Annotated in this window: 26 protein-coding genes; 11 read left to right on the top strand and 15 right to left on the bottom strand. The window is 51.3% G+C overall.

What is annotated here, in order from left to right; translation table 11 throughout:
- Together ACTS3T_RS21520 and ACTS3T_RS21515 are read right to left on the bottom strand one after the other, a co-directional pair.
- A partial coding sequence (locus ACTS3T_RS21520; protein ID WP_462935704.1) for a MutS N-terminal domain-containing protein occupies positions 1 to 264 on the bottom strand: 264 nt, incomplete at its 3' end.
- Between the two features lie 89 nt (positions 265 to 353).
- Positions 354 to 929 carry a YdeI/OmpD-associated family protein gene (locus ACTS3T_RS21515; RefSeq protein WP_462935703.1) on the bottom strand — a complete coding sequence of 192 codons (576 nt, stop codon included), beginning with the start codon at positions 927 to 929 and terminating at the stop codon, positions 354 to 356.
- Between the two features lie 83 nt (positions 930 to 1,012).
- Between ACTS3T_RS21515 and ACTS3T_RS21510 the strand changes: the two genes are divergently transcribed.
- The 3 genes from ACTS3T_RS21510 (at position 1,013) to ACTS3T_RS21500 (ending at position 2,872) form a co-directional block, all read left to right on the top strand.
- Positions 1,013 to 2,020: an endonuclease/exonuclease/phosphatase family protein gene (locus ACTS3T_RS21510; protein WP_462935702.1), complete on the top strand. Its 1,008-nt coding sequence runs from the start codon at positions 1,013 to 1,015 to the stop codon at positions 2,018 to 2,020.
- A gap of 175 nt (positions 2,021 to 2,195) precedes the next feature.
- On the top strand, positions 2,196 to 2,522 hold the full coding sequence (locus ACTS3T_RS21505) for a DUF433 domain-containing protein (RefSeq protein WP_462935701.1): 327 nt from the start codon (positions 2,196 to 2,198) through the stop codon (positions 2,520 to 2,522).
- A gap of 2 nt (positions 2,523 to 2,524) precedes the next feature.
- Positions 2,525 to 2,872 (top strand): DUF5615 family PIN-like protein, encoded by a 348-nt coding sequence (locus ACTS3T_RS21500; protein WP_462935700.1) that lies wholly within the window; start codon positions 2,525 to 2,527, stop codon positions 2,870 to 2,872.
- A 15-nt stretch (positions 2,873 to 2,887) separates the two neighbouring features.
- Here ACTS3T_RS21500 and cobJ read toward each other — a convergent pair whose 3' ends face one another.
- Positions 2,888 to 4,798 carry a precorrin-3B C(17)-methyltransferase gene (cobJ, locus tag ACTS3T_RS21495; protein WP_462935699.1) on the bottom strand — a complete coding sequence of 637 codons (1,911 nt, stop codon included), beginning with the start codon at positions 4,796 to 4,798 and terminating at the stop codon, positions 2,888 to 2,890.
- A gap of 208 nt (positions 4,799 to 5,006) precedes the next feature.
- Between cobJ and ACTS3T_RS21490 the strand changes: the two genes are divergently transcribed.
- Positions 5,007 to 5,345, top strand: a complete 339-nt coding sequence (locus tag ACTS3T_RS21490; RefSeq protein WP_462935698.1) for a P-II family nitrogen regulator — start codon at positions 5,007 to 5,009, stop codon at positions 5,343 to 5,345.
- 3 nt (positions 5,346 to 5,348) lie between these two features.
- On the opposite strand, the gene ACTS3T_RS21485 is transcribed toward ACTS3T_RS21490, so the two are convergent.
- The 4 genes from ACTS3T_RS21485 to ACTS3T_RS21470 form a co-directional block, all read right to left on the bottom strand.
- Positions 5,349 to 6,170 carry a helix-turn-helix domain-containing protein gene (locus ACTS3T_RS21485; RefSeq protein ID WP_462935697.1) on the bottom strand — a complete coding sequence of 274 codons (822 nt, stop codon included), beginning with the start codon at positions 6,168 to 6,170 and terminating at the stop codon, positions 5,349 to 5,351.
- Positions 6,171 to 6,196: 26 nt separating this feature from the next.
- Positions 6,197 to 6,985, bottom strand: coding sequence for a pseudouridine synthase (locus tag ACTS3T_RS21480; protein ID WP_462935696.1), 789 nt, complete (start codon positions 6,983 to 6,985; stop codon positions 6,197 to 6,199).
- Positions 6,986 to 7,071: 86 nt separating this feature from the next.
- Entirely contained in the window at positions 7,072 to 8,427 is a 1,356-nt protein-coding gene (locus ACTS3T_RS21475) for a sensor histidine kinase (protein ID WP_462935695.1), read from the bottom strand.
- Between the two features lie 524 nt (positions 8,428 to 8,951).
- On the bottom strand, positions 8,952 to 10,187 hold the full coding sequence (locus ACTS3T_RS21470; RefSeq protein WP_462935694.1) for a DUF3747 domain-containing protein: 1,236 nt from the start codon (positions 10,185 to 10,187) through the stop codon (positions 8,952 to 8,954).
- A 390-nt stretch (positions 10,188 to 10,577) separates the two neighbouring features.
- On the opposite strand from ACTS3T_RS21470, the gene ACTS3T_RS21465 reads away from it, so the two are divergent.
- Entirely contained in the window at positions 10,578 to 11,144 is a 567-nt protein-coding gene (locus tag ACTS3T_RS21465) for a pentapeptide repeat-containing protein (RefSeq protein ID WP_462935693.1), read from the top strand.
- Between the two features lie 91 nt (positions 11,145 to 11,235).
- Here ACTS3T_RS21465 and ACTS3T_RS21460 read toward each other — a convergent pair whose 3' ends face one another.
- From ACTS3T_RS21460 to ACTS3T_RS21445, 4 genes are all read right to left on the bottom strand, one after another.
- Positions 11,236 to 11,907: a DUF1614 domain-containing protein gene (locus ACTS3T_RS21460; protein WP_462935692.1), complete on the bottom strand. Its 672-nt coding sequence runs from the start codon at positions 11,905 to 11,907 to the stop codon at positions 11,236 to 11,238.
- On the bottom strand, positions 11,904 to 12,851 hold the full coding sequence (locus ACTS3T_RS21455) for a hypothetical protein (protein ID WP_462935691.1): 948 nt from the start codon (positions 12,849 to 12,851) through the stop codon (positions 11,904 to 11,906). Before ACTS3T_RS21455 ends, ACTS3T_RS21460 begins: the two co-directional genes overlap by 4 nt.
- A gap of 263 nt (positions 12,852 to 13,114) precedes the next feature.
- Positions 13,115 to 15,298, bottom strand: a complete 2,184-nt coding sequence (gene nrdJ, locus ACTS3T_RS21450; RefSeq protein WP_462935690.1) for a ribonucleoside-triphosphate reductase, adenosylcobalamin-dependent — start codon at positions 15,296 to 15,298, stop codon at positions 13,115 to 13,117.
- 154 nt (positions 15,299 to 15,452) lie between these two features.
- Positions 15,453 to 16,061 (bottom strand): trimeric intracellular cation channel family protein, encoded by a 609-nt coding sequence (locus ACTS3T_RS21445; RefSeq protein ID WP_462935689.1) that lies wholly within the window; start codon positions 16,059 to 16,061, stop codon positions 15,453 to 15,455.
- Between the two features lie 187 nt (positions 16,062 to 16,248).
- Between ACTS3T_RS21445 and ACTS3T_RS21440 the strand changes: the two genes are divergently transcribed.
- A complete protein-coding gene (locus tag ACTS3T_RS21440) occupies positions 16,249 to 16,809 on the top strand; it encodes a hypothetical protein (protein ID WP_462935688.1) in 561 nt (186 codons plus the stop codon).
- A gap of 411 nt (positions 16,810 to 17,220) precedes the next feature.
- Here the strand turns inward: ACTS3T_RS21440 and ACTS3T_RS21435 are convergent, their stop codons facing one another.
- The 3 genes from ACTS3T_RS21435 to ACTS3T_RS21425 form a co-directional block, all read right to left on the bottom strand.
- Positions 17,221 to 18,681, bottom strand: coding sequence for a RecQ family ATP-dependent DNA helicase (locus tag ACTS3T_RS21435; RefSeq protein WP_462935687.1), 1,461 nt, complete (start codon positions 18,679 to 18,681; stop codon positions 17,221 to 17,223).
- 237 nt (positions 18,682 to 18,918) lie between these two features.
- A complete protein-coding gene (locus tag ACTS3T_RS21430; protein ID WP_462935686.1) occupies positions 18,919 to 19,779 on the bottom strand; it encodes a hypothetical protein in 861 nt (286 codons plus the stop codon).
- Positions 19,780 to 19,997: 218 nt separating this feature from the next.
- A complete protein-coding gene (locus tag ACTS3T_RS21425; protein ID WP_462935685.1) occupies positions 19,998 to 20,948 on the bottom strand; it encodes a serine hydrolase in 951 nt (316 codons plus the stop codon).
- A 109-nt stretch (positions 20,949 to 21,057) separates the two neighbouring features.
- On the opposite strand from ACTS3T_RS21425, the gene ACTS3T_RS21420 reads away from it, so the two are divergent.
- The 5 genes from ACTS3T_RS21420 to ACTS3T_RS21400 all read left to right on the top strand — a co-directional run bounded on the left by ACTS3T_RS21420 (position 21,058) and on the right by ACTS3T_RS21400 (position 24,889).
- Positions 21,058 to 21,315, top strand: a complete 258-nt coding sequence (locus ACTS3T_RS21420; protein WP_462935684.1) for a TIGR03643 family protein — start codon at positions 21,058 to 21,060, stop codon at positions 21,313 to 21,315.
- 690 nt (positions 21,316 to 22,005) lie between these two features.
- Positions 22,006 to 23,163 (top strand): 7,8-didemethyl-8-hydroxy-5-deazariboflavin synthase subunit CofH, encoded by a 1,158-nt coding sequence (gene cofH, locus ACTS3T_RS21415; RefSeq protein ID WP_462935683.1) that lies wholly within the window; start codon positions 22,006 to 22,008, stop codon positions 23,161 to 23,163.
- Between the two features lie 91 nt (positions 23,164 to 23,254).
- Positions 23,255 to 24,004 carry an alpha/beta fold hydrolase gene (locus ACTS3T_RS21410; RefSeq protein WP_462935682.1) on the top strand — a complete coding sequence of 250 codons (750 nt, stop codon included), beginning with the start codon at positions 23,255 to 23,257 and terminating at the stop codon, positions 24,002 to 24,004.
- A gap of 418 nt (positions 24,005 to 24,422) precedes the next feature.
- Positions 24,423 to 24,659, top strand: coding sequence for a DUF7219 family protein (locus tag ACTS3T_RS21405; protein ID WP_462935681.1), 237 nt, complete (start codon positions 24,423 to 24,425; stop codon positions 24,657 to 24,659).
- Positions 24,656 to 24,889 carry a hypothetical protein gene (locus ACTS3T_RS21400; protein ID WP_462935680.1) on the top strand — a complete coding sequence of 78 codons (234 nt, stop codon included), beginning with the start codon at positions 24,656 to 24,658 and terminating at the stop codon, positions 24,887 to 24,889. Before ACTS3T_RS21405 ends, ACTS3T_RS21400 begins: the two co-directional genes overlap by 4 nt.
- 20 nt (positions 24,890 to 24,909) lie before the next feature.
- On the opposite strand, the gene ACTS3T_RS21395 is transcribed toward ACTS3T_RS21400, so the two are convergent.
- The gene (locus tag ACTS3T_RS21395) at positions 24,910 to 25,638 is read right to left on the bottom strand and encodes an HAD family hydrolase (protein ID WP_462935679.1); all 729 of its coding nucleotides are present in this window, start codon (positions 25,636 to 25,638) and stop codon (positions 24,910 to 24,912) included.
- Positions 25,639 to 25,711: the final 73 nt, after the last annotated feature.

The raw sequence follows: 25,711 nt of genomic DNA, 5'->3' as shown, positions 1-25,711 counted from the left end.
CGCCTTGCCCGCCTCTTTGCTGGTCAGCACCAGTTCTAACTCACGCGCAATAGTGATCGCATCTTGAAAAAAGGTTTCAAAAAAGTCACCCACTCGATACAGCAGCAGGGCGTGGGGATTTTCTTCTTTCACCTGCACGTAGTGGCGCATCATCGGCGTCAGGTCGTCTAGATTGACCGAGCGATGATCGGCGTAGCGCACCGTGTGTTTGGTCAAGCGCTCAGGAATTCCGTGGTTTTGCAACTCGTCGGCAGAAACGGACATAGGCAGATGAACAGTTCTAGACTCAGGTCTTTTATTGTAGGTCTGAGACTTAAGCGACTGGGGGGGCTGATTTTGATTGAGCCAAAAATTTACGTCGGTTGGTTGGCTTTAATATTTTCAGCCGCTAGGCGTACGGTTTCTTCGATGCGCTTTTGGCGAGTTGCGGGGCGCTTGGCGCTTTTAATCCACCAGAGAATGCCTTTTTTAGACGAATCGCTAAAGGCTTCAAAGTAGGTCTTGGCGGTTGGATTAGCGGCTAATGCGGCGGCAAGATCGGCTGGCACAATCAGATCTTCAATGTCGTCATAGATTGTCCAAGAACCATCTGCTTGAGCCTGATCAATTTTGGCTTGTCCGGCGGTAGTCATTAACCCTTGTTTTAGCAAGCTGGCTACTCGCCGCTTGTTCAGCCGCGACCAAGGACTACCCTGGCGACGGGGCGAGATATACAGCATGGTGCGATCGCTGTCTAGCTTACGAGGCAGGCTATCTACCCAGCCAAAGCAAAGGGCTTCTTCAACAATGGCGTCATAGGAGACATACTTGTCGGTGCAGTGTTTTTTAAACGTTATCAGCCAGATACCGTCAGCTTGAGCGTGGTGGGCGCTTAACCAAGCCCGCCACTGAGCGCGATCAATGACCTGAACGGACTGCGATTTTTCCATAGAGGATCCTGGTTGAGGATGCAGCTTAACAATTTTTGATTTTCTCCCCCTACAATAGAGGCGTTTTTGCTCAGAGGAAACGCTTGAACCCAATCGCCCGTTCTCTTAGTCAGCACCGTCGGGCTTGGGCCTGGGGACTCTGTCTTAGTCTACTGGGCATCACTGCCCTAGCGCTAATTAGCCAGCAGCCGCTCAACCTTTGGTGGCTAGAGCCGTTTGTGAGTGCCCAGACTCAGTATGCTGGGCTAGCCGTTTTGATCACGCTTGCGATCGCGCTACTGCAAAGACGAGAGCCTTTTTTGATTGCGTTGGTCTGTGTTGCAATATTGCTGACTCAGCTCGTGCCCTTTTATCGTCCTGTAGCGGCAACGGCTAGCCCAGCAACGCTTAAAGTGCTGGTTGCCAACGTCAACATCCGTAACACCCGCTATGATCAGGCGATCGCCTTAGTCGAGCAAGAGCAGCCAGATGTAGCAGTCTTTATTGAGGTCAACGATCGCTGGATTACTCAGCTCCAACGCCTCAGCCAAACACTGCCCCACACAGCAGCCAAGCCCCGATCTAGTACGCTGCCATACGAAATTGCCACTGCTCCCGATAATCCCTTTGGCATAGCAGTTTATAGTCGCTTTCCTTTACAAAATTCGGTGATTAAGCCGCTCGGTGCTTCTGGCAAAATTAATATTCTGGCAGATTTGCAGGTCAGCGATCGCTTGATTCACCTGGTAGCGACCCATCCGCCGCCGCCGAAAAATCAGCGTTTGTTTGAGCAGCGCAACCAGCAACTAGAGGCGATCGCTGAGTATGTCAAAACGCAAACGGATGAACCGCTAATTTTACTCGGGGATCTCAATACGGCCATGTGGTCGTCCTACTTTAAGCGGCTGATGGCGGCGACAGGGCTGCACAATGCCCGCTGGGGACACGGTGTTTTGCTCACCTGGCATACATTTCTACCGCCGTTTCTGCGTATCCCCCTGGATCATTGCCTGGTCACGCCTGATCTCCTGGTTCTAGACGCCCATACCGGAATAAACATTCATTCGGATCATCTGCCTTTAGTGGTAACGTTGGGAATTTCTAAAAGTTGAAATTTTGGCTAGCTAGATAACTCGTACTTTATTCTGTTTGTAAAGATATAGCTGTAGTCATCAGAGTCAAGACACGCCAGTCACCAAAAGCCTCTAACCGAAAAGCCGTTCTTCTTTCTGCCCTCAGCCCCCTACCTTTAGCCCTATCTGGCAATCGCTTCTAAATGTCTCAATCATGACCCTTCAACAATTACAAATGCAATTACTTGCCCTGTCTGCCGCAGAAAAAGCTCAGATGATTCAAGTCTTGGTTGCTAGCCTCAGTGGTACTTGGATTGGCATTGAAAAAACATCTGGCGTGATGGGAGGCGATGCCTGCATACGCCAAACCCGGATTCCTGTTTGGTTACTGGTGAGTTTGCGCCGTCAAGGAGCAACTGAAGTAGATTTGCTAGAAGACTATCCAGGGTTAACAGCTCAAGATTTGGCAAATGCTTGGCTTTATGCAGAAGCCTGTCCTGATGAAATTGAGGCGGCAATTCAGCGTCAAGCAGCAGCTTAGCTATGGCAAAACTATACGCTGATGAAGGCTTCTCGAAAAAAGTGAGCATTTTATTGGGTGAGCTAGGTCACGATGTTCTCACTGTACAGGCAGCGGGGCAAGCCAATCAGCGGATTCCAGATACAGAAGTTTTAGAGTTTGCGAGTCGTCGTGGCCGAGCGGTTTTAACGGTCAATCGAGCTGATTTCATTCGACTCCATAAGCAAAATTCAACTCATGCAGGGATCATCGTCTGCACTGAAGATTTAAACCGTCAACGCCTTGCTAATCGTATTCACGCTGCTATTTTGAATGCTGCGGCGCTAGAGGGCAAACTAATCCGGGTGAATCGTCCTCTCGAATCAAACTGAGCATAAGCTTTGCTGCTACGAAGTCTTGCCTAAATAGCCTCTGGGAGTCACAATCCAGGAACGATAGCGTTGGCTGCTTTGGTTGCCGATGAGTACAGTCGTCAGCATATCAACGGCGTGAGTCAAAAACTCAGCCAGCGTTGTCAGTGTGATTGATTCGTCAGGGCGGTAGGCCGATCGCACGAGGGCTACAGGTGTATTGGGGTCACGGTGCTGCAGGAAGATCTGCTGGGCGATCGCGATTTGCTCTGTCCGTTTTTGTGATTTGGGATTATACAAAGCCACGACAAAATCAGCTTGGGCGGCGGCCTGTAATCGTTTTTCAATGACAGGCCAAGGCGTCAGCAAATCACTCAGGCTAATGGCACAAAAATCGTGCATCAGCGGTGCCCCGACGCGGGCGGCGGCGGCTTGCAAAGCGGTGATTCCCGGAAAAACCTGTACCTGTGGAGCGAGTTCGGCTAAATCCTGAGTTTGCAGCATCTCTAGCACCAGCCCTGCCATGCCATAAATGCCGCAGTCGCCGGATGAAATGACGGCAACCGTCAACCCCCACTGGGCTAAGGCGATCGCCCGCTCTGCCCGCTGGCGCTCTTGGGTAATGGGGGAGGTTTCAACCACTTGTCCGGGGCGCAGCAGAGGTTGAATCAAATCTACATACAAACCGTAGCCAATCACCACATCTGCCCCGACGATCGCGGCCTTAGCCGCAGGCGTCATTTGATCTAAACTTCCTGGCCCCGTTCCGATTAGCCATAGCTGACCGGGTTGCCCAATATATTCTTGCTCGGCTTCCGCGATCGCAATGGTGACGGCTCCGGTCTGTTCGGTTTGCCGTACCACCTGCTTGGTGACCCTCAAAGTAGCCGTCCTACCCGCTTCTGGGTTGATAGAAAACTGATTCGCTGCCAACAGGGCAGCCGCCTCAGCCACGCTAGGGGTGCCCACTGCTGCCGCGACAACCGCTGAAGGGGTGGGCACTTCTACTGCACTTAGCTCAGCCGCACTAAAACAGCGAAGCGGCCACTGCCGATCGCGACAGATTTGGACTAAACCCACTTCATCCGCTTTGAGATCAATAGATGCTACGCCTGCCACTGCTGCCACTGCCAGATGGTGAGCTTGGCAGACTTGGGCGATCGCCGCCTCAATCAGCACCTGCGAAGTTCCCCGCTCACAGCCAACCCCCACCCATAGCACGCGGGGATGCCACTGCACTTTGGCCACTTCGGCCTCTGCTGAAAAACGTCGCTGTATAGAGCTAATCCAAACGCGGGCAGCAGGTTCGGGGCGAGTTTCTTGAATTTCAGCCGTATACTCAGGCCAGCCAAATTGAAACGAGTTGGCAGCGGGTAGCCCCTTTTGCCAAAGCGGAGATCCAGCTTCTTGAATGATGTGTACCGGCTTTTCTGCCGCGATCGCCGCGCTGACCTGAGTCCAATGGCCTGATCCGCGCTGCCAGCCAAAGGGCAGTCCCCAGGTATCGACCCCTGGCATTTGCAGCCGATTCGCCGCTCCCGTTAGGATGGGGATAGCCCCTGTGCAGGTGGCAACGGTTTGGGTTAGGCGATCGCCGCCAGCTTGGTGAGCGCCCAACACACTAACAGCAAACTGGCCTTGCTCATCTAAAACGACAACAGCCGGATCAGTAGCTTTGTCTTTGAGCAAAGGAGCAATCAAGCGCACCACAGCACCAGTGGCCAAACAAAAAACAAACCCCCTATACTCTGCCCAAGCGGCTGCCAAAGCCTGACTGAGCGAGGTTGGGTACACTTGATAGGTCACCCCTGCCAACGAAAACGGCAGTTGTTCAACCAGCGATGAGGAAACCCAAAGGACGGCAAGACGGGTTTGACACAGCGGTAATAGCTGCTGCACACCCGCTGGTGTCGTCGCGATCGCAGCTATCGAGGCAGAAAGCGGCATATTCATACTTTAGCCAAACGTAACTGATTGATTTACAAACCTCGAAACTTGCCGTCAGGCATCTTATGATAAGCCCTCAACCTGCCTTGAACTTCAGTTGCAGGGGGTCGTTTTTTGTAGCAACATATACAGACGTGTGGCAAGTTTTGACATTTTAGGGTCTGTTGCCAACACCTACTGCCATTCATTGATTTAGGAGCTTAGGACTTTGAAAAAAATTGACGCTATTATTCGGCCAGCTAAACTGCAAGATGTCAAAGCCGCCTTGCTGAAAGTCGGTGTCTCTGGCATGACGCTCTCTGAAGTGAGAGGCTTTGGTCGCCAAAAAGGACAAACAGAAGTTTACCGAGGAGCCAAGTACACAGTTGACTTTCTCCAAAAGCTTTGCCTCACAGTTGTCGTTGAAGACGATCAGTTAGACAAAGTATTAGAGACCATTGCGACAGCAGCCAATACAGGCCAAATTGGGGACGGCAAAATTTTTGTTTCACCCGTCGAAAAAGTTTACCGCATCCGCACTGGCGAAACCGACTCAGACGCGGTTTAGCTTCTACGGCGCAATGGCTGCACTATTCAAGCTGACTTCTTCAGCATTGGAGAAGGTCACCTCAGCAACCATGCCAGGTTCACCTAGCTTCTCAGCTTGCTTACCGTTGTAGGCAACCAGTACCCCCCCTGCGTTGCCTGCTCTAACGGTTAATTGCTCATCTGCACTCCACTGCTGACTTTCACCCTCTTTCATGATGCCTTCAAACTGGGTTTCGCCATCGACGACAACCCGCATCCAAGATTGAGAAATCAACACCACTTTGACCTGAATGACTTCATCAGATGAGGGCGATGCAGTTTCAGTCGGTGCTGACGCCGCTGAACGAGTATTTGCAGAACTAGAGCTGGTCGGGGAAGATGGCTCAGTCGTCTGTTCGCCTAAAGGATCCAAAGCAGGCAAAGTCGCTGCTTCGGGCGTATTGCGCTGCAGCACGTAGGAAAGGCCACTAACGGCTGCAATCATCACCAAAACGTAGACGGCATAGAGATGGAAGGGTCGCAACTGAGCAGCAGCCGAGGTTTGCCAAGACGAACGGGCTTTGCGCAGGTGCGGATAAGGAAAAAATTGACTGGCGACCATTTCTCCGTCAAGACCTAGCTTGCTGGCATACAGCTTGATCAGCCCTCGTACATAGATAGGCTCTGGTAGCTGATCTAAATCAGCAGACTCAATGGCGGCCAGTAAACTGCGGCGAATGAGTGTGCGGCTGGCTAACTCCTCAAGCGAAAGCGCTTGTTGCTCTCGCGACTGCTTGAGAAAGCCGCCAATATCGGCTAGCTGCTCCCGCTGTATTTGTTCTAAGTCTTGGGCTTTTTTCTTCATATGCTAACCATCAGAAGCATAGGAGCCTAGCTGTCCAACGCGGAACGAGCTGGCGTATGACTTGACGAGATCAGGGTTGTCGAAGGTTCAAATTGAGTCAGTACAGTTACTTCGGGTGCGGCTAAAAAACGGTACTGGCCAGCGGGTAGATTACCGAGTTGGATAGAACCAATAGCAGTGCGTTTAAGCGCTACTACTGAATGGCCTAATTGCTCGGCTATGCGACGAATCTGACGATTACGCCCTTCCCTTAGCACCACACGCAGGAGTGTGCGATTTTGTGCTAGCCGTTTGAGCACCGTTACCTGGGCGGGCAATGTTTTTCGCCCTAATAGGACTATACCCTGTCGCCACTGCTGCAGGCGATGGTCTGAGGGGTGGCCCTCAACCGTCACCTCGTAGGTTTTAGCTACCTGGTGGCGCGGATGCGTTAGCTGGTAAGTGAACTGACCGTCGTTAGTCAGCAGCAGCGCTCCGGTAGAATCGGCGTCTAAACGTCCGACCGGGTGAATGCCCTGCCCTTGCCGCCAATCTTCTGGGAGCAAGTCTAAGACCGTTGGACGACCCCACGGATCTTCGCAGGTAGATACTACGCCTGCTGGTTTATTCAGCAGTAAGTAGTGGTTATCAGGCCGATTGGTTGGCTTAATAGTTAACCCATCGACGGCAATTTGATCGACTTGCGGATTAGCACTTTGCCCCAGTTCAGCGATCGCGCCATTGAGCATGACGCGTCCCTCGCGGATTAGCTGCTCTGCTTGTCGGCGAGACGCAACTCCCCACTGAGACAAAATTTTCTGTAACCGCTCCTCCATGCCTGAGTAAAAGTTAAGCTAACGTTGTAAGCCGTCAGGCATTATTGAAGCAGGTTATTACAGAAGATTACAAGTAGGGAAGTCCGCTATTGCCCTGTAGAAACCGGAGCAATCAGCAATCTATAAGGTAAACAAATCTTCAACCATCCACCCCCCGTATCCGGATGATTATTCGCCTCCACACGTCCCTGGTGGGCTTCAATGATTTGTCTAACAATGGCTAACCCTAAACCAGTTCCCCCTTTGCCAAATGCTTTTTTAAAGAGGGTGGCATCGGCTGGCATCTCTGATCTTTGAGGACGGGATCGGGCAGGGTCGGCTCGATAAAATCGTTCAAATACGTGGGGCAAATCCTGTTCGACGAACCCAGGGCCAGCGTCAATAATTTCTAAGCGCACGTAGCCAGCCGCCTCTCCGGCTGCGGCAGCGGGGGGAAAAACACTTAAAGAAACCTGGATGTGCTGCCGGGGTGGACTATATTTAATCGCGTTATCTAGTAAGTTGACCAGTACCCGATAGATCAATGATTCGTCTAGCTCAATCAGCAGTTTGTCGGGGCCAAAGTAGGTAATTTGCAGGTGCTTAATACGGGCTAGAGGTTCTAGACTTTGCCAAGCCGAAAAAATGAGCTGGGCGAGATCGAGGGGTTTAGTGTTGAGTCCGGTGAAGTGTGGCCCTTCTAGGCGGCTCAGGTTGAGTAGATCTTCAACTAAATTGCTCAAACGAATAGTTTCGTTCAGCAAGCGATCGAGCCAGCCCTGTAGGGAAGCTTCTACCCGCATTTTTAAGGTTTCTGCGACTAAGCGGATTGAGGTTAGGGGAGTTTTGAGTTCGTGGGCTACATCTGACATCCAGCGATCGCGTTGTTGAATTAGGCGAGTCGCTTCTTGACGATTTTCGAGAAAGACGCCAATTTGCCCTTTGCGCAGTGGCAGAGCGGAGCCTCTAAGGGGATAAGCCGGACGCTCAGACAGATCAAACGGATCTGCCGGAGCCGAGTAAAGCGTCCAGTCTTGACAGCAAGGCTTCTGGCTCTGGCGAGTTTGCTCAATGAGCTGATCGAGTTCGTAGGAACGCACCACTTCTAACAACAGCCGGGGCTGGGGGTCGCGGTCTAAACAGAGGACTTCAAGCTCTAGAAGTTGGGCAGCTTGAGCGTTGTACCAAAGGAGCTGATTTTCTTCGTCTACCAGCAGGTAGCCAATCGGAGCCTCTTGTAAAACCTGTTGATAAGCGCGTAGTTGCTGCTCTAGCTGGGTGATGGTGCGTCGTTGGTCAGCGATCGCGCTAGAAAGCTGAGCAGCGTAAGAAATGCCGTTGGTTCCCTGATCGGCCTGAATTCTTTGCAACCATGTTTTTAGCTGCAAACTATACCAAGCCCGGTACCAAAGTAGCAGGCTTAGCCCCAATCCTAACCCCAGCAAAAAACACAATAGCAGCACGACCTTTTCCCCTCACCGTCTCAAGCATACTCAATGAGTACGGCAAAGTTTCACTGGCGATCGCTAAAAAGTGGGGCTTTCAGACCGAGAAAGTGGAAGCCACTTGGCAATATAAAACCCCTGAGTCAGTCTGTGCTAAGCGTTACTAGAGCTAAAGGCAGAAAGGTGAGAGCAGCGGGCAGCAACAAAGCTTTTCTGTCAGCGGCTTGCAGCCATTAAAGGGTCTCAACGCTTGTGGCTACAGCTAGAATATTCGGCGGGTGAGTCGCGCTACAGGCTCAACCCACCCGCCGTTGCTGTCTGTCTACTCAGCCAGACAGGTTGTTGTGATCGATCAGTCTGGCGAAAGCGTTTGACTATCCTAAGCGGGTGCTTGAAAAGCCAATGGTTGTGATTTTAGGCACTCATCGATCCCCCTAGCCCCCCTTGAAAAGGCGAGCATCGGCTCGGAAGTCTCTTTTTTAAGGGGGATTTGGGGGATCTAAACCGTTTTGCTACGCAGCAGCTATCTTTGCAAATGTCCTCTAAGGTGATTGCGGTGTTTCGCAGTCAAAGAGGCGGACAATCGCGGCGGATGCATAGTTTCTCAGCGCTGGGGCACTGGGTGCAAAGGCGGTGCCTGTTTCGTTGAGCGGTGAGGCGATGCCACAATGGGCTGACATCAGGCTAATCAGGCTTTGGCCCCAGTGACCATTGATGTCGGTAAAGCCAAAGGGCTGTTGGTTCAACGGTAGATCGGGGCTAAGACCCAACTGCCGCCGCCGAAACTCGGCTGCTCGCCGGATCATCGCCATCAGCTCTACCCGAGAGACGGTGGCAGATGGTCGGAACGTACCCACAACATCACCACTGACAATGCCATTGTTCTTGGCAAATTGAATCTTGGCAGCACTCCAGCGGTTAGCGGCCACATCAGGGAAAGGTGCGGTAGAAACCTGGCTGGGGATAGCCAGATCAACATTGGGTAGCTGAATTCTCAAAGCTTCGACCAACATGGAAACGGCTTGTTCGCGCGTTACGGGTTGCCGAGGGCCAAATGTACCATCCTGGAAGCCCGAAATAAAGCCAATTTCGGTGGCTCGCTCAATCTGGCTGGCATAGAGATCACCTTGAATATCCGGGAACGTCGGCGGTGTCGGTGTGGGCGTCGGTGTCGGTGTCGGTGTCGGTGTCGGCGTTGTAACGACTTCGCCTTCGGCAGCAAGCACTTGAGCCAAGGTCATTTCGTTGGTGAAATAGTAATGACCGAGCGTACGGCCTTCATAGGTGCGTTTAGTTAGCCGCCAACCGGGATCGAGAATGAGTTTGGTAAAGCCTGTGCTGCTAACGCCGTTGGCTCGCCCAATTGTGAATCTGCCGCTGGTATTAGAAACGCCTTGGAGAACGAGCTGACCGCCTTGTTCGCGTACCTGTAACCGAAAGCTAGGGCCGAGATCGGCGTTTGCTAAGCGAATTGAATAGCCATTGCTATCGGCTGCTCGGTTGCAAATGCCTGTAAAGTCAAACGTCAACAGTAAAGGCGTGACTTCAACGGGGTTGGTGCCTGACTCGCTCCAGCACTGACGAGCGTCAGTCACTTGCTCGTAGACATACAGTTCATAGGGAATGAATCGGGAACCCGGTGCGGCAATTACAACCAGATCATCTTGATCGATTTCAGTGCTGCCAAAGTCTTGGGCAAAGGCGGTGCCCATGCCACCTAAAAGCCCCATTGCCGAAATTGCGAGGGCTGCTGCTTTCAGCCGTACGGAGGTTTTCATCGTTTATCCTTGCTTACATTTGAATTTGAACAATGCTGCAGGCCAGCCCCAAGATGCACACCCGATTGCGAAGGGAAGTCATCAAGCATCTAGCTGTTGCAGTCTTTCTGGTGAATGTTTTGAAGCTATTGGTTGTTTCTACTGATCAGCCTAAACCGATAGCAAGCGCGTTTGGATGCTTGCTTGACTTGAGGATGAAAATCTTTGAAATTTGCTCCAATCGGTAAGTCCAAAACAGATCTTAGGAATCTAATCCCCACACGTATCTTCCTTGTAGAAATTCTTCACGACAACAAGGCAAAATAGAGCTGCGTCTGGACAGTTTTTGATCGGGCACACTTAAATCAGTCTCCCCGTCAGTTAAGCAGCGTTTGGTTTAGGAGTAGAGCTTTGAAGCGCGATCGCCCACAAATGATTGGCACTTTTCTTTTAGCAGCTTTTTTAGGTTTAGGCGGCGTTTCAGTGCCAGCGATCGCCAGCGAGGTTGAAGCCTTACGCCAGGTACGGCAACTGATAGAAAACAACGGTTGTCCGGGGTGCGACCTGCAAAATATCGATCTGCGGCGGCTGAACCTGAGCGGCGTTAATTTGAGTGGAGCCAATTTGGCGGGGGCTAACTTCTACCGCAGCCGTCTAGATGGGGCTGACTTTAGCGGCGCCAATTTAGAAAATGCTTACTTTGGCAACGCCAGCTTGCAGTATGCCAATCTCAGCACTGCCAACCTCAAAGGGGCTGACCTGACGCGGGCGATATTGACCGATGCCGACCTCTCACGGGCCAACTTGCGCAACGCCCGAATTGAAGAAACTGACTTTCGGGGGGCAAGATTACCCCAGGCTGACATGACCGGGGCGCTGGTCATTAGCAGCAACTTTGAAGCCGCCTATCTTTGCGAGGCGATTACCCAGTATGGTTGGGAATACGTTAATGATTGTGAGTATTTGACAATCGATTAAATGGGGGCAATTGGGCGGGCATAGATTTGGTAATTGCCCGTTAGGGCTTAATCAGAAAATGGGGGCTGAAATTGGGCTTGAAAGGGGCGGTTTAAGTGAGCAGCAAGGCAAACAGCCCACATAAAGCAATGCCATCAAAAACGCCAGCACCACCGATGCTGAGGATACCCGTAGACATGCGTTCGATTTCGGGTAGGTGAAGCAAATCTGCGCCAATCAACGTCCCTAAAACGCCGCCAGCAAAGGCGATCGCAGGGGCGGTTGCCGGATTACCTAGCAAAATTGCTCCGGTTGCCGCACTAAGGGGGGCAATGAGCGGGTTCATCTGAATGCCAATGCCGGGTACGACTTTAGCGCCGTAGTAGCTGACAACGGTGACAAGCCCAGTCACCATGGCGGCTGACAGCCAGTTGACGCGCCACAGTTGATAAATCGCTAACCCTACTGGAATGACGCCACCGCCAAGATTAATCGCAACAATAGTTTCCTGCTGAATTCGGTGCAGTGGAATACCCATAAACTGCTGTAGCCAGAGACTTTGAAAGTCGTGAGGCAGCGTTGTCTCTGTTTTAACCCGATAGAGCGGGATGTTGATGGCTCCCCCAATCAGCACTGCTAGCAACAACACCAAGGCTACATCAGGTGAAAAACCCAGTTTCGCGACGGCGACCTCAATGACATCAACGGTGACCGCAAACCAAATCAGAGGGAGCAGCAGAATCAATAAGGCAAACAGTAAAAACGTGACGGGCAAATAAATCATTCGGCATTGGCAAAGTAGGGCAGTTTGGTCGCTGGGCTAGGCCAGTTGCGATAGATAAAAGCGACCAGCCAAGGAAGCCCCAAGGCTAAGTATAAGCAGCCAAGGCCAGCCTGCGATCGCAGGTCTGCAAGCGTATAACTCACGGGGTCTATGCTAGACACGGTCAGGCCATTGTTTAAGAAGGCTAGACCGTAGCCAAGCGCCGCAGCAACAAAAGCATGGGCAATAGGCAAGGCTAAGCTTTGAAACTTGAGATACAGCAAAATCTCAACCAGGCCAAAAGCGATCGCACTCATGGCTAGCCCCGGTGAGGTGAAATTAGCCAGAGCCGCTATACCAACATTGACGGCGATCGCCCACATTAGCCCCCATTTATAGCTCCAGCGGTGTAGCACCAAACCAAAAATCAAAAATTTGGCAAAAGTATTGCCATATAGACTGAGCAATAAAACAAAGCTGATAAATAAAAGGGGGGAATCACTTGCCGCCAAAGCGCTCACAAACGCATTGGCGTTGGCATTAACAGCCGCTGTCACAAACTCAGGTGCCCAGTAAGTGAGCAAAGCGTTGCCCAAGCGATAAAACCCCATCAGACAAAATTGTGAAGCGATCGCTAGCCCCAGCGTTAGCCGCCAGGGTAAATCAGGGGCGATCGGCCCAATCAGTTGTCTGATGCGAATTTGATGCTTACGGCAGCCCGGTAGAACAAAGAGCAAGCCAGCACTGGTAATGCCAACTAAGTAAAGCTGGCTGAGCCAAAAGGAATAATCTTCGATCGTCTGTAAGTCGAGTGCCTCTAAAAAGGAAAAAGGCAACCAGATGGCTAACACAGCGGCAACAACCATCAGCGCGATCGCCATGCCAATGACGAGCCGTAGCAAGACGTAGCGGACTTTGAACCGTCGAAACGGATTCACCTCAGAAAAAGTCGAATCAGACACCATGCTGGATAGAAAACGATCACCCTGATTCAGGGTAGCTGATCCTCCTGATTTGAGTTGTAGGCGCAATTGCACCGATCGCAATTCTCTATTAATGGCGCTATGGCGATTAATGGCGCTATGGCGATCGCACCGCTAGCACCATAGGCAGCCAAAGGCAAAAAGGTTTTCCTTCTGCCAGTGGCTTGCAGCCATTTGAGCCGCTCAAAGCTAGTAGCGATCGCTATAAAACCTGGGAGCAGTTGATTCAAGGCTAAAGCCGAAAGCTATTCTGGCTTTGCTTCTGGCAGCATACACTTGTCAGAATCGCACCCAGCAGGCCCCGCCTCGATCAGATCACCCAAGTCATAACGCGAAAGCGCCTGATGAAAGTTATCAGTACCCCGGCGATCGCGCACCTGCTGCACCCTAGCGACATACGCTTCTTTGCTAATTGGCTCAAACGGTAGACGGGGGAAAGTTTGGAGGTCGTCAAACCGAGCCAATAGCGCTGCTGAAATATAGCCCTCGTCATTTTGAATAGCGTCGTAAATCCGCTGGGCTAGGGCTTCAATTTCAGCTTCTCGCAGTTCTACAGTGGCTGAAGTATTGTGTGCCGTGTAGTGCTTTTGCACTTGCATATAAAAATCAAACTGAGCCAGCGCCGAAAACTGCTCAATGGCAATTTCGTCGGCTCCTGGCAAGTTGGCCCACGACACTTCTACAGGCAACTCTACCAGCCATTCAGTACAGCGCGGATCAAACGGATCGTGCAGCAGGTTGCCGTTTTCGTCTTTATCAGACTGAGACGGCACAACCGAGTAACCATAGTCAATACAAGCCATCGCCACTGGATCGTGCTTGCGGAAGGTAATGCGGCGGATAAAGCGTTGTGCTTTGGGCGGGTGCCAGCCGGGAGAGGCCCCTGTCAACAGCGACTTGGTGCCCGCAGGCTGAACCGTCGTGCAGCGGTTGGGACGCTTGATCTGGTGGCGATCGCAGTAGTCCCACACCGTCTGATGGACAATTTCTTTCCAACGGCTGAGGTATTCGGCTTCTTTTTGCTTAAACGACAATCCTGGCACTGTATCGGGTCGTCCAGCTTCCCACCAGCGCAGCCAGTCTACGCCGAAAGCTTGCACAAAAAAGTCAAACAGTCCGGTAAACGAAACCCCTACAATCGGGTCTTCTAGCCGCGATTGCTGATAGCGGGGTTCTTCAAACTGGTGATTCAGCAGCGCCGCTACAGCCAAAGCTCCAGCCTTAAAAGCCGCTTCCTGCTCAGATAAATTTTCTGGAGCAATTTGGTTCAGATGGATCTCTGCTAAGTTGCAGTGGAAATTTTGGCCAATAATTTCTCCACACGGATTTAACCCATAGCGATTTTTGCCCTGTGCCCGACGCTCAGCTTCTCCGGCCCACTGAATCGCCCCTTCGCCGGAGTAAAACTGTTTTCGTACTGCAGCGGTGACTTCTGTAAGGGAGGGTTTGTGGTGGTAAACGCGGGTATGATTTGCCATCCGCAGCGCATCGCGTTCTGGATCAATGCGCCAGTTACCGTTGTCGTCTTGCTGCCAGAGATTGTCTTTGGCACTGGCTGCTAGCGTATCTTCACTATCAAACTGACGCATCCCCGCAGACCTGCGGATGTTGCCTGCTACTACGCAAGCAGCGGCTTCGTCAATCAGCAAACAGCACTCGACTGAGTTAAGCTGCCGCCCCAGGGCTTTGTTCAAAATATTGGCGCAGCGATTGTACAAACCGGGCAGCTTCACCGGGTTTGCCACCCCACCAAACCCTTTCAGCTTTTCTCCAGCCGGACGCACATCGCTAAGATCGACGCTGATTTCAACTTCACCCGCAAAGCGATCATCCGTCGATAGCTCCAAAATTGTTTGATAAGACTTCACCCAACCTCGGCGGCTATCGCCGACTCGAATTTCAACTTGGCTACCGTCAACGGTAACAACTGTCACTTGCGATCGCTCTTTAGCAGGTGTAGCCCCGATCTCACCTTTCATGGTGACGTTTAGACGATTGCGAACAGCAGGGAGTTGGTTAATGTACTTTGGCTCTAGTACGGCACCTGTGCCACAACCCATCATCGCTAGATCCATCATCAGGCCAAAAGCATGCCAGTCGGTAACGTTGGTGCTGGTGCAGTTGTAAGCGCCTGAAAAGTTTTCGGGTTGCTTGCTCCACTCTGTGCCGCCGACCCATAGCCAGCGACCTGAAGGCAGAGCTTTGAGTTGACGTTGCATCCGGCCAATGAGTTCGGCCTCGGCGGTGGTTAGCTGCCCTAGCTCAATTAGACCTCCGAGGGTGCGATCGCACACCTGCTCCCACGTCTCCCGACTGCCCTCGGCAGTTTCGTGCTTGCGGCTGTAGGTGCGATAAAACACCGGATAAGCGGTTGGGGATGCCTCAGGCAGGGAGCCTTCAGGACGGGGGCGGGAGAGTTCTTGAACCATGAGATAGCCTTTAAAGAAATAACCAAAAGTAGGAGTGGCGCTGAAGTGGCGGCAATGACCTGAGATTGCCATTCTATGAGTGACGATCTTAGATCATATCTAGCGTTATAAATCTTAAATGTTCCAGCACTGACGCTATATCTGGCTTTCCCCACTAACATCGAAATGTTAACCAATGCGGCATTGCCAGCTTCCAATGAATGGCGGCGGCGCGAACGCCAAAAATGAGCGCAAAGGCAATCCAGTCGCTGCGGTGAAAGTCAGGAAAACAGCCGAGCAACAGAGCATAAAGCGAACACCCCAGCAGAATCGGCGTAGCGTAGAGTTCTCGCGACAGCAGCAAGGTCGGTTTGCCAGTTAAAACATCGCGTATTAAGCCGCCGCCTATGCCTGTTAACACGGCCATAGCGATCGCGACAGGAGCCGTAAACTTGAGCGCTAAGGCTTTGTGCAAAGCTTGTAAGCTAAACAAGGTTACCCCTAAGGCATCGAAATAGAGCAAAAGCCGATAGGTAGTGTGGAACAGCCGCGCCCCAAAAAACGTCAGCAGCGCCGCTGCGATCGCAATCCAGAGGTAGAGCGTATTTCTCAGCCAAAAGACTGGCGCATCCATCAGCATGTCGCGAATGGTGCCACCCCCTAAAGCGGTGACCACACCAATCACAACAATGCTAAAAATATCCATTTCTCGCCGTGCCGCCGCCAGCACCCCGGTAATTGAAAAGACGGCTGTTGCCAATAAACCGATGCTGTAAGTAAGCATTGTGATAACCAAACAGTCCTGAGGATAGTCTTTAAGACATACAGTTGGCTAAGCGATTACTATCCTGCAGACAGTCCAGCGGATAGTTTCGCTAACTTCACTAAAGATTATCCTACGGACAGTCCAGAGGACATAGAATGTAAGGGATAGCAGAGACTATCCTGAGGACTGTCCAGGGTATAGGGGCATGGGCAACGGCGAGATCGATAGAATACCTGTCAATGACCTGATAGATCGCTACAGCTTAGCGAGAAGCGCTGTTTACAAGCGACTTAAAGACTTGGGCATTGTCACTATCAAAGTGGGCAACCGAGCCTATGTAAATGCTCAGCAGCTCAGACTGTTAGATGAAGTTCATGCCTTCATCCAGCGGGGGGGGACGATGGCAGAATTTTTAGAAATGCGCGGTCTGAAACCTGCCGAAGACGACGTGACCGCAGAGTCCTCAGGACTGTCTACGCTACAGCCAGACAATATTTTGGATCTAGTTTCGAAAATTGCGGCAGAAATGGCCGCTCGGCTACGACCTTCGCAAGACGTTGATCCACTGGCTTGTTATAAGGCGTTAGAGGCGGCAGCTCGCAACGGGTGGGAAATTAGAACTTCAGAAGTGGCTCAGCTTTTGCAGCTAGATCCGCGTGAGGTCAGTCAGTATGGCGATCGCTTTACAGATGCAGGCTTTGTCTTTACCCGGGTGGGCTATCGTTCGGGGGGTGAAGCAGCTTGGCGAGTTTCAAAGCGGCGCTAGGCATAGCTCGCTGAAGCATCTCGTCTAAAACGGCACTATCCTTTAAAATAAAAAGACCAGCACCCCCATGCTGGTCGGTTGGTATCTATGTGTTTGGTGTTCGAGTATCTCTTTTGAGAGTGGTTTTGCTTTTGAGGGTGATGTGAGTGTTAGCGATGTTAGCACTGGCATCACCTAACTTTTAGGTGATGGACTGTTAGCCGTTCTGGCTTTTGTTCGCCAGCGGGAGTTAAACCTACCAGTGGAGGCGACTCTCCCTCAACCCTTCAGTCTTTCCTCTATACTTTAGCATGTCCTGAGGACAGTCCACAGGACTGTCTTAAAGAAAATCCACAGGACTGTCCTCAGGACAGTTTATTGGCGGGAACGCAAACTGTTTTCATTGACTGAGCAAGCTTATACTGAGCAAGCTTAAACCCGCGATCGCTTGCAGCGATCGCAATGGCCACAGTGCCCCATCCGCTCAGCTTCCTGCCGAAATCCAAACGCGGCTAACAAAAGCTGCCAGCGACAGTGACGGCTATGCAAGTACTGGTGCATTTGGGTCGGGCAAGCGTCGTTTGCCAGGTTTTTGGCCGGGGTTGGGGTTGGGGTGCGCAAGCGATAGTGAAACGGATCGAGCCAGTCGAGTTGGCCGAGGCTGTGTAGATAGGAAAGGGCGATCGCTCCGTTTTTATGTTGTGTCTGAACCGCTTGTACCGAGCCTTCAGGCGGAATTTGTTTGCCTAACGTTTGCGCTTGCTGCTGTAGCTTTTGCGCTTGGGCGGCAAAAAACTGCGATCGCTGCTTATCTGAGGGATCAAGCCAGCCCGTGGGTTCACTCACGAGCGTCATGGCGGCGGCGGGTTGACCGTCGCGTCCGGCTCGTCCAACTTCTTGAATATATTCTGATAGCAAACAGGGTGCCTGAAAATGGAGAACCCAGCGGACATTAGGTTTGTTAATGCCCATACCAAAAGCATTGGTGCAAACGACAAACTGGAGGCGATCGCTAATCCAATCGGCTTCTAGGCGGCGACGATCGCGGGGACTAAGTCCAGCGTGGTAAGCCTCGGTGGCGTAGCCTTGAGCCTTGAGCCAGTGAGCCAGCGTTTCGCTGTCGCGGCGGGTGCGAACGTACACTAACCCGGCTTGCTGCGATCGCGGCTTTAAATAGGCTTGTAAAGCCTGTCGCCGTCCGCGCGGCGTCCACACCTGCTGTACAGACAGATGCAGGTTAGCTCGATAGGGGCTGAGTCGCACCACTTGCGGGTGATCTAGCTGTAAAACGGTTTTGAGAATACGCTGAGCGGTGGGATCGGCAGTGGCCGTAAAAGCGGCGATCGCTAGCCGCGTTCTAGGCGGTTTATGCTGTAGCAACGCTGGCCGTACAGCCCCAAGGCGGCGGTAAGCCGGACGAAAGGTTTCGCCCCACTGCACCAAGCAATGGGCTTCGTCTAAAATCAGACCGTTGATTTTGAGGTGGGGCTGACAAAGACGCTGCCAAACGGCTGGGCTAAGCAGGGTTTCGGCAGAGAGATAGAGCAAACGCAATTGCTGCCGCTCTAAGGCGCTTAAAATTTGCCGCCGCTGCTGTGAAGATAGCTCTCCGTGTAGGGCTGCTGCCGCTAGCGATCGCTGTTGCAGTTCTTCTACCTGATTTTCCATCAAAGCAACCAACGGTGAGACTACCAGCGTCAACCCCGTTTGCAATAAGGCAGGCAACTGAAAACAAAGAGACTTACCTCCCCCAGTCGGCAGAATGACCAGCGCATCTTGTTGTTTGATCAGGGCTGCAATAATTTCTGCTTGCGGTGGCCGAAACTGGGAATAACCCCAGATTTGGGCAAACATTGTTTGTACCTGCTGCCAGTCCGCCGTAGTTACCGTCATCGTTCGCACCCTAGACCTATTCAGCCCTAAACGTGCCCAAAACAAAAGAGGTGCTGAGCAGCACCTCTAAGCGAAATGGGTATCGTTGTTATAGCTAAAAGCAGAAGGCTGAGGGCAGAACGAAAGCTTTTCTGCCAGCGGCTTTGAGCAATTGAATTGTCTCAACGCTGGCGGCTACAGCTAGCTGCAGCCAGCCCAAGCCCAGCAAAATCGACTGCTAGTTGGCTAAGCAACCGATTACTCAAAGAAAACTGGCACGTTATAGGCAACGCCTAAGATTATCCCGGCTGAGAAGTCATCGGTAACGCGGAAGTTAGCTTGACTGTTGAAGGTAAATTGGCGAGATAAGGGGATGTCTACGCCGCCATTGAGCAGCAAAGCGGCATCGCCATCAAACGCAATGTCAACGCCAGCACCGACAAAGGGAGCCAGGGTGAAATTTTGTGCCTGGATGGGGTTAATGTTGTAGGTCAGCGGTACCGCGAGGGAAACGTCTTCTTCGCTAACCAACAGCGAAGGCCGAACTGCAAACCGGGGGCCAAGCGAAACTTTGCTGATAACGGCAAAGGCAAAATCGCCCACGGCCGATGCATCATCATCGCCGACGCCAATGTTGCCACCAATGCCCAGATAAAAAGGCGCGACACCTCGATAGAGTGGCCGGGTGACTTGAGCAATTTGAGCGTTGTCAGTCGGTTCAGCGGTAGGCTGAGCTGAGTTAGTGAGTGCAATCTCTGCTTCAGAAGCTGACAACAGCGTGGCTGCAGAGGTAGAAACTGACTCGTCGGTTGCATCTGCTAAAACGGGAGCCGTTTCGATGATTTCAACTTCAGCAAGGTTAACTTCTGCAGCTACAGGCGCAATGGTAGCTACGGCGTCGATTTCGGCTGTTAATGGGGTTTCGCTAGTGGCAACGGTGGCCTTTTCAGGGAGCATTACTTGAGCCATGAGCTGATCAGACTCGGTTGGCGCAGTGAAGGTGGCTGTTTGAGTTTCCACTTGCTCCGTCATCACCGCGGCGGCGGCTGGTAGGGTAGCTGCGATCGCGACGACAGACACCATGCCCGTCAACAAAGAAATGCGCTGGATAGAAACCATGTTTTCGTTCACTCCTCAAAAACTGTTTGTGATCACTCAACACCAATGACCCAGAGCGCTAGTAGTGACTAGGCTCACATTATTTCAAGCAGTCTTCACCTCAGGCGGTAGCTGCTTCACCCCATAATGTAAGGAATTGTCAGCGATTCTACCACTTCCTTTCCGAATCGGAAGGTGTGCAGGCTTGCGATCGCACGACAAAATTGCCGCTAGCCCATTTAGGAGGCAGCTTTTGATAGGGTTTCCGTGGCTTGCCAGACTTGCTGAGAGACAAACGGCAAAATGGCCTCATTTTGGCTATGGGCTTTGCCTTCAGTAAAGACCACCAGTAAGTAAGGCGATCGCCCAGCGCTTTCGATGTAGGCTACGTCGTGGCGAACTTTGCTGGTTAAACCCGCTTTAGACCAGACGCGGGCTGTGGTGGGAACGCCTGCCCCCAAAAAGCCGACAACCTGATTTTCGGGATCGACTGCTAAAACTTGCGGATCAAGCTGGCGCTGCATCAGGCGCATCATCTGCTGCGATCGCTCTGAGGTCACTGAAACGCCACCGATAATGCTGTGAACCAAACGCGCAACGGCATTGGTGGTTAACATATTGCGATTTTCCCAAGCTTCTCCCAAAAATACCCGTTCTCGCCCGTAGGGGCCATCACACCAGGTTTTTTGATTAACGTTAACCGTGTCTAGTTCAGGCCACTGGAGCGATCGCAAGTAGCGATTAACCAGATTTCGCTGCTGCTGCCAGGTTGCAAACGGGCCGTTGGGCAGTTCTGGGCCACTGGTGGTTCCGGTCAAAACATCGACGACCAAGCTAGTGGCATCGTTGCTAGAGTCTACAATCATGTCTTGCATAGCTCGCTCTAGCTCAGCAGAAGAGGCAATCATGCCCTGCTCTAACCACTCATGTACGGCTACCAGATAAAACAGCTTGACAACGCTGGCAGGATAGATCAGCTCTACTCCTCGGTAAGCGACGCCGCGTGGTTGATACTGCCAAAAAGTATCGGGACTGATGGCTCCGCCAGTATTGACCATGACGGGCGGATCGTAAACAAGCCAGGTGAGAGCGATTTGGTTTTGCGCTAGCCCCGAAAATTTAGCCCAGGTTGCTGCCAAGACTTCGTTAGCGGCAGCTTGTAACGCCGCATCTGTCTGAAAAAAGGTCATGTTAATTCTCAGAAACTTGCTCTATCAACGGCCAAAACTTTCTGCTGAGCAGCCCCCAACAGCCGAGAAATCGTTCTAGCATAGCTAATAGCGCTATTTGTTAAGAACTATGAAGCTACCTCAGCTAGAACCGCATGTGATCGATCGTGTCGTTGAGATGGCCTGGGAAGATCGTACGCCATTCAGCGCGATTGAAACTCAGTTTGGCTTGCTGGAGAAACAGGTGATTGCGCTAATGCGGCGAGAAATGAAGCCTTCTAGCTTTCGCCTGTGGCGCAGACGAGTGACAGGCCGCAAAACCAAGCATCAGCAAAAACGAGATTTTGTGGTAGGTCGCTTTCACTCAAGCAATCAAAAAAACGTTTGAAAACTATTACCGACCCTTCAACCCCAAGTCGTACCAAAATCATAAAAACTCTCTCGCCAAAGCTACTTTTAGCTAACTCTAATTTCTGAAAAATCGCGATCGCTGCTCTAAAGGTCTGGCGCTCCAAGAGGGTGTTTAAAAAGCCAATGGTTATGATTTTAGGTACTCATCGATCCCCCCTTAGCCCTCTTAAAACGAGGCGGATCGGCTGGGAAGTTCCCCTTTCCAAGAAGGATTTAGGCGGATCTAAACCGTTTTACTATGCTGGGAAGTCCCCTTTTTTAAGGGAGATTTAGGGGGATCTAAGCCATTTTGCTACGCAGCAGATATCTTTTCAAACATTCTCTAAAACAATGTAAGACATCAGCGATCGCATAGATTAAAAGTTTTAGAGCAAAAGTTTTCTATCAGGTCGCCCTTTAAAAACGTCTGCGTCTTATCGCTAGCCCTACGCGGAACAACCAGCCTTTCTAGAAATGCTAGTTGCGGCCTGCTAATTTCTACTGAGTCTCCGTTTTGTTTATGACCTGTACGGTTCACGCTGCTTTTGTAAAAGGCGTGATGAGATGTAGAGGAGGACGCGACTTGCAAACGGGATTGGTTTTCATTGGCCTGATGAAAGGTAGGTGTTTGAAAATGACCCAGTGTTTTTCTAAAGCCTGTCACAATAGATAGAAACCCCTCATAACCATGAACGTTCAACAAATTCTTAATCAGGCGTTAGCCGGACAGGATATTTCGGTGCAGGCGGGGATCACGTTACTGCAACAGCAAACACCTGCCGCGATCGCAGCTATTCGCCAAACGGCTGATGCCTTGAGACAGCAACAAGTGGGTGAAGTGGTCACCTATGTCATCAACCGCAATATCAACTACACCAATATTTGCGAACAGCACTGTAGCTTTTGTGCCTTTCGCCGCGATGCCAATCAATCAGGTGCTTACTGGCTAGAATGGGAGCAAATTTTAGCCAAAACGGCGGATGCCGTACAGCAAGGAGCCACTGAAATTTGTATGCAGGGGGGGCTAAACCCTGACGCTACGATCGCAGGTAGCAGCCTTAAATATTACGTCAAGCTGGTTCAAACCATCAAACAAGCCTTTCCGCAGCTTCATCTGCACGCCTTCTCGCCCCAAGAAGTCCAGTTTATTGCCCGCCAAGATGGGCTTTCTTACCGCCAGGTCATTGCAGCCCTGCAAGCGGCAGGCGTCGGTTCGCTACCTGGAACGGCGGCTGAGGTTTTAGACGACGCTGTCCGTAAAGTGCTGTGCCCCGAAAAGATCAGCAGCGCCACCTGGCTAGAAATTGTCAGTCTGGCTCATGCCGCTGGGTTGCCCACGACCAGTACGATGCTATCTGGGCATATTGAAACACCTCAGCAGCAGATCAGCCATTTTGAGCAACTGAGACAACTTCAGCAGCGATCGCTGGCTCAGGGTTATCCCGGCATAACCGAATTTATCTTGCTGCCTTTTGTTGGCCAAGAAGCTCCTAAACCTTTGCGGCGGCGCGTCGGACGTGACCAGCCCGTTTTAGCTGATGTGCTGCTGCTAACGGCGGTGGCTCGAATTTATTTGGGCAACTGGATTAAAAACCATCAGCCGAGCTGGGTCAAGCTAGGGCTAGCAGGAGCGACGACAGCTTTGCAGTGGGGCTGTAATGACATTGGGGGCACGCTGATGGAAGAGCACATTACCACAATGGCTGGGGCTAAAGGCGGTACATGCATGGCAGTCAGCGATTTACAGACGGCGATCGCCGCTATCGATAGACCCTATCAACAGCGAGATACGCTCTATCAGGCGGTTGGCTCGACGGCTGACATGGCCGAAGCGATCGCTAGCTAACCCTTTGCCCCTCAAAGTCTATCGATTGTCGGTGATTTATCTATCTATAGTCTGCTACTGGTAGGCTAGCGGCGCACGTTAAAAGATTTTGATGACCTCGACCCCCTCTTTAGAACTGGTTTTACTCCCCGGCATGGATGCAACGGGTTGGCTGTTTCAGCCTTTGTTGGATGAGCTACCACCAGAGCTAAAAACCGAAGTGGTTGATTACCCAACCAACGAAATTTTGTCTTATGACGAACTGGCGGATTTAGTCATGCAGCGGATCGCTGACAAGCCCAACGTTGTGCTTTTAGCCGAGTCTTTTTCGGGGCCGTTGCCGATCAAGCTCTTAGAGAGAGAACTTAACAACATTCGAGGCATTATCTTTTGTGCCACCTTTATCGAAAAGCCCCGCCCCTTGCTGTTAAAAACAGTGCAGTTTTTACCGCTAGCGTTGCTGTTTCGGCTACCGTTGCCTAAATGTTTAGTTAAGCTGTTCTTTTTAGGTGCAAACGCGATTGATGACTTGTTTGAAAGCTTTCGTGAGGCGCTTGAGCAGGTCAATCCTCAAGTGATTGCCAATCGCATGTATGCAGTGAGCTTGCTCAAACAAAATACTTACGAAATTGATGTGCCTTGCTATTATATTCAAGCGACACACGACCGTCTGATTCCAACCCGCGCTGTCATGGCGCTCAAGCGAATTGCGCCTCAAATTGAGGTCAAACAGGTAGAAGGCCCTCATTTAATTTTGCAGGTCAATCCGGCGGGCTGCGCCGCAATTATCCGCGACTTTGTTACAAAAGTTGAGCAGGAATGTTTGGCGTCAGCCCACTCGTCTTCAGCCTTGGCTGGGTAAACGCGATATCTACCTTCTAGCGCTGGTTAGACTCTTTAAGACACCAAAGGTTTGTACTGCTAAAGGCAGAAAGAAAACTTTCTGTCAGCAGTTTGCAATCATTGAAGTCTCTCAACTCTTATGACTACGTTCATAGCGCTTTGCCATGACGCGAGAAAATTTGAACGTATTGAAGTCATTTCAACCGACGCAGCATCGAGCTTTCATTTCCGCTTAATAGAGAGCGATAGATTGCCAAAGCTTATTTTGTCAGGGAATGTAGACTTGCCGTACTTAGCGGGGGCGAACCAGGCAGCAGTTGGGTAATTTAGCAAACGAAACTCTGGTCAAAGATATATTTTTCGCGCAACTACTGACTTAATTCGACCTCAAGGTTAAGATCAGGTTAAGAAAACACTTTTACACTTCTAGTTAGCAAATGAACACTTCTGATTTTCTGTTTCCCCGCTCTCGCTATTACGGCCCGCCGACCTCTGAGAACATTGCTTTCGACGCCGAACTACAGGTCTTTTCACAGCGAGTTAGCTATATTTTTAATCTGCAAACAGCGGGCAAGCTTTCTCCTCAAGAAGCGTATCAAGAAGTTAAGCTTGCTTGGAAATCGCTAAAGCGCAAGAAAAAGCAGCTAGGTTTGCCGTCGAATGAAGAGGCATGAACGTAGGCGATGTAGTGCGCCTGAAGCAGCCTTTTTACCCCAATGCAGCCACTTCACAGCGCTACTGCTATGGCCTTGTAGCAGAGATCATCTTTGAGGGTGTGTTGAGCTGCAAGGCAGAAGTTTTGGTTTATTTGTATGACCCAGACACTGCAGAAACCTATGCTGACGAAACTGGGCAGCCTTTGTATTGTTTCTATAGCGATGAAGTTTTATCTATAGAAAACTAGGCTGTATTTTTATTGAATTATTAATCGAGGGTCGGCAAGGCCAAAGCGGGGTCGTAGATGCCGCGAATGTAGTCTAAGTCCACTTCAAAGAGATAATCAACCGCCCAGTTGGCTCGTCGGTGCATCATCCGAAAGGGATAAGTGTGGGCAACGCCAACAACCCGCATGCCTGCCCGCTTGGCGGCTTCAATGCCTGCAAATGAGTCTTCGATCGCTAAACAGTCAGCAGCGGTTAAAGATAAGCCTGGAAAAGCTTCATTTAATCGGGTAACGGCAAGTTGATAACCATCGGGCTGAGGTTTGCTGGCGGCGGTGGTCAAGTCGTCTCCAGCGACAATCACGGCAAAGTGCTCAGCCAGGTTAGCCCGTTGCAGCACGGTTTCAATTTCACGCCGCTGTGCCCCTGAAACAATTGCCAGTTTGAGCTGGGCTGCCCGCACCTTGAAGATAAGGTCGTCAACGCCCGGAAACAAAGGTAGCTTTTCGATCGCGTTTAATTGCTGCAAATAAGCGGTCGATTTTTGGTCGATTAGGCGATCGAGATAGGCGGGGGTAACAACGCGACCCCGTTTGGAAAAAAGTGCCGTCAAACAGGCGCGATCGCTACGCCCTAAGCACAACTCGGCATATTCTGCCGGATTGGGTCGCATATTTTCAGCGATTAGCAGTTCTTGAATCAGCTTTTGATGAACGGCTTCATCTTTAAGAATGACGCCATTGAAATCAAATAAAACGGCTTTGAGGGGCATTGAAATCGCTACGTCCTGAATGAAGCTAGATTAACGGATAATTAAGCCGTCAGGTAGGGCTAACGGCCTGAAT

The sequence above is a fragment of the Almyronema sp. genome (assembly GCF_052168255.1).
Classification (GTDB): domain Bacteria; phylum Cyanobacteriota; class Cyanobacteriia; order Phormidesmidales; family Phormidesmidaceae; genus Sphaerothrix; species Sphaerothrix epifaneia.
The sequence above is the reverse complement of the archived record's forward strand: the minus strand, read 5'-3'. Positions and strand labels throughout refer to the sequence as shown.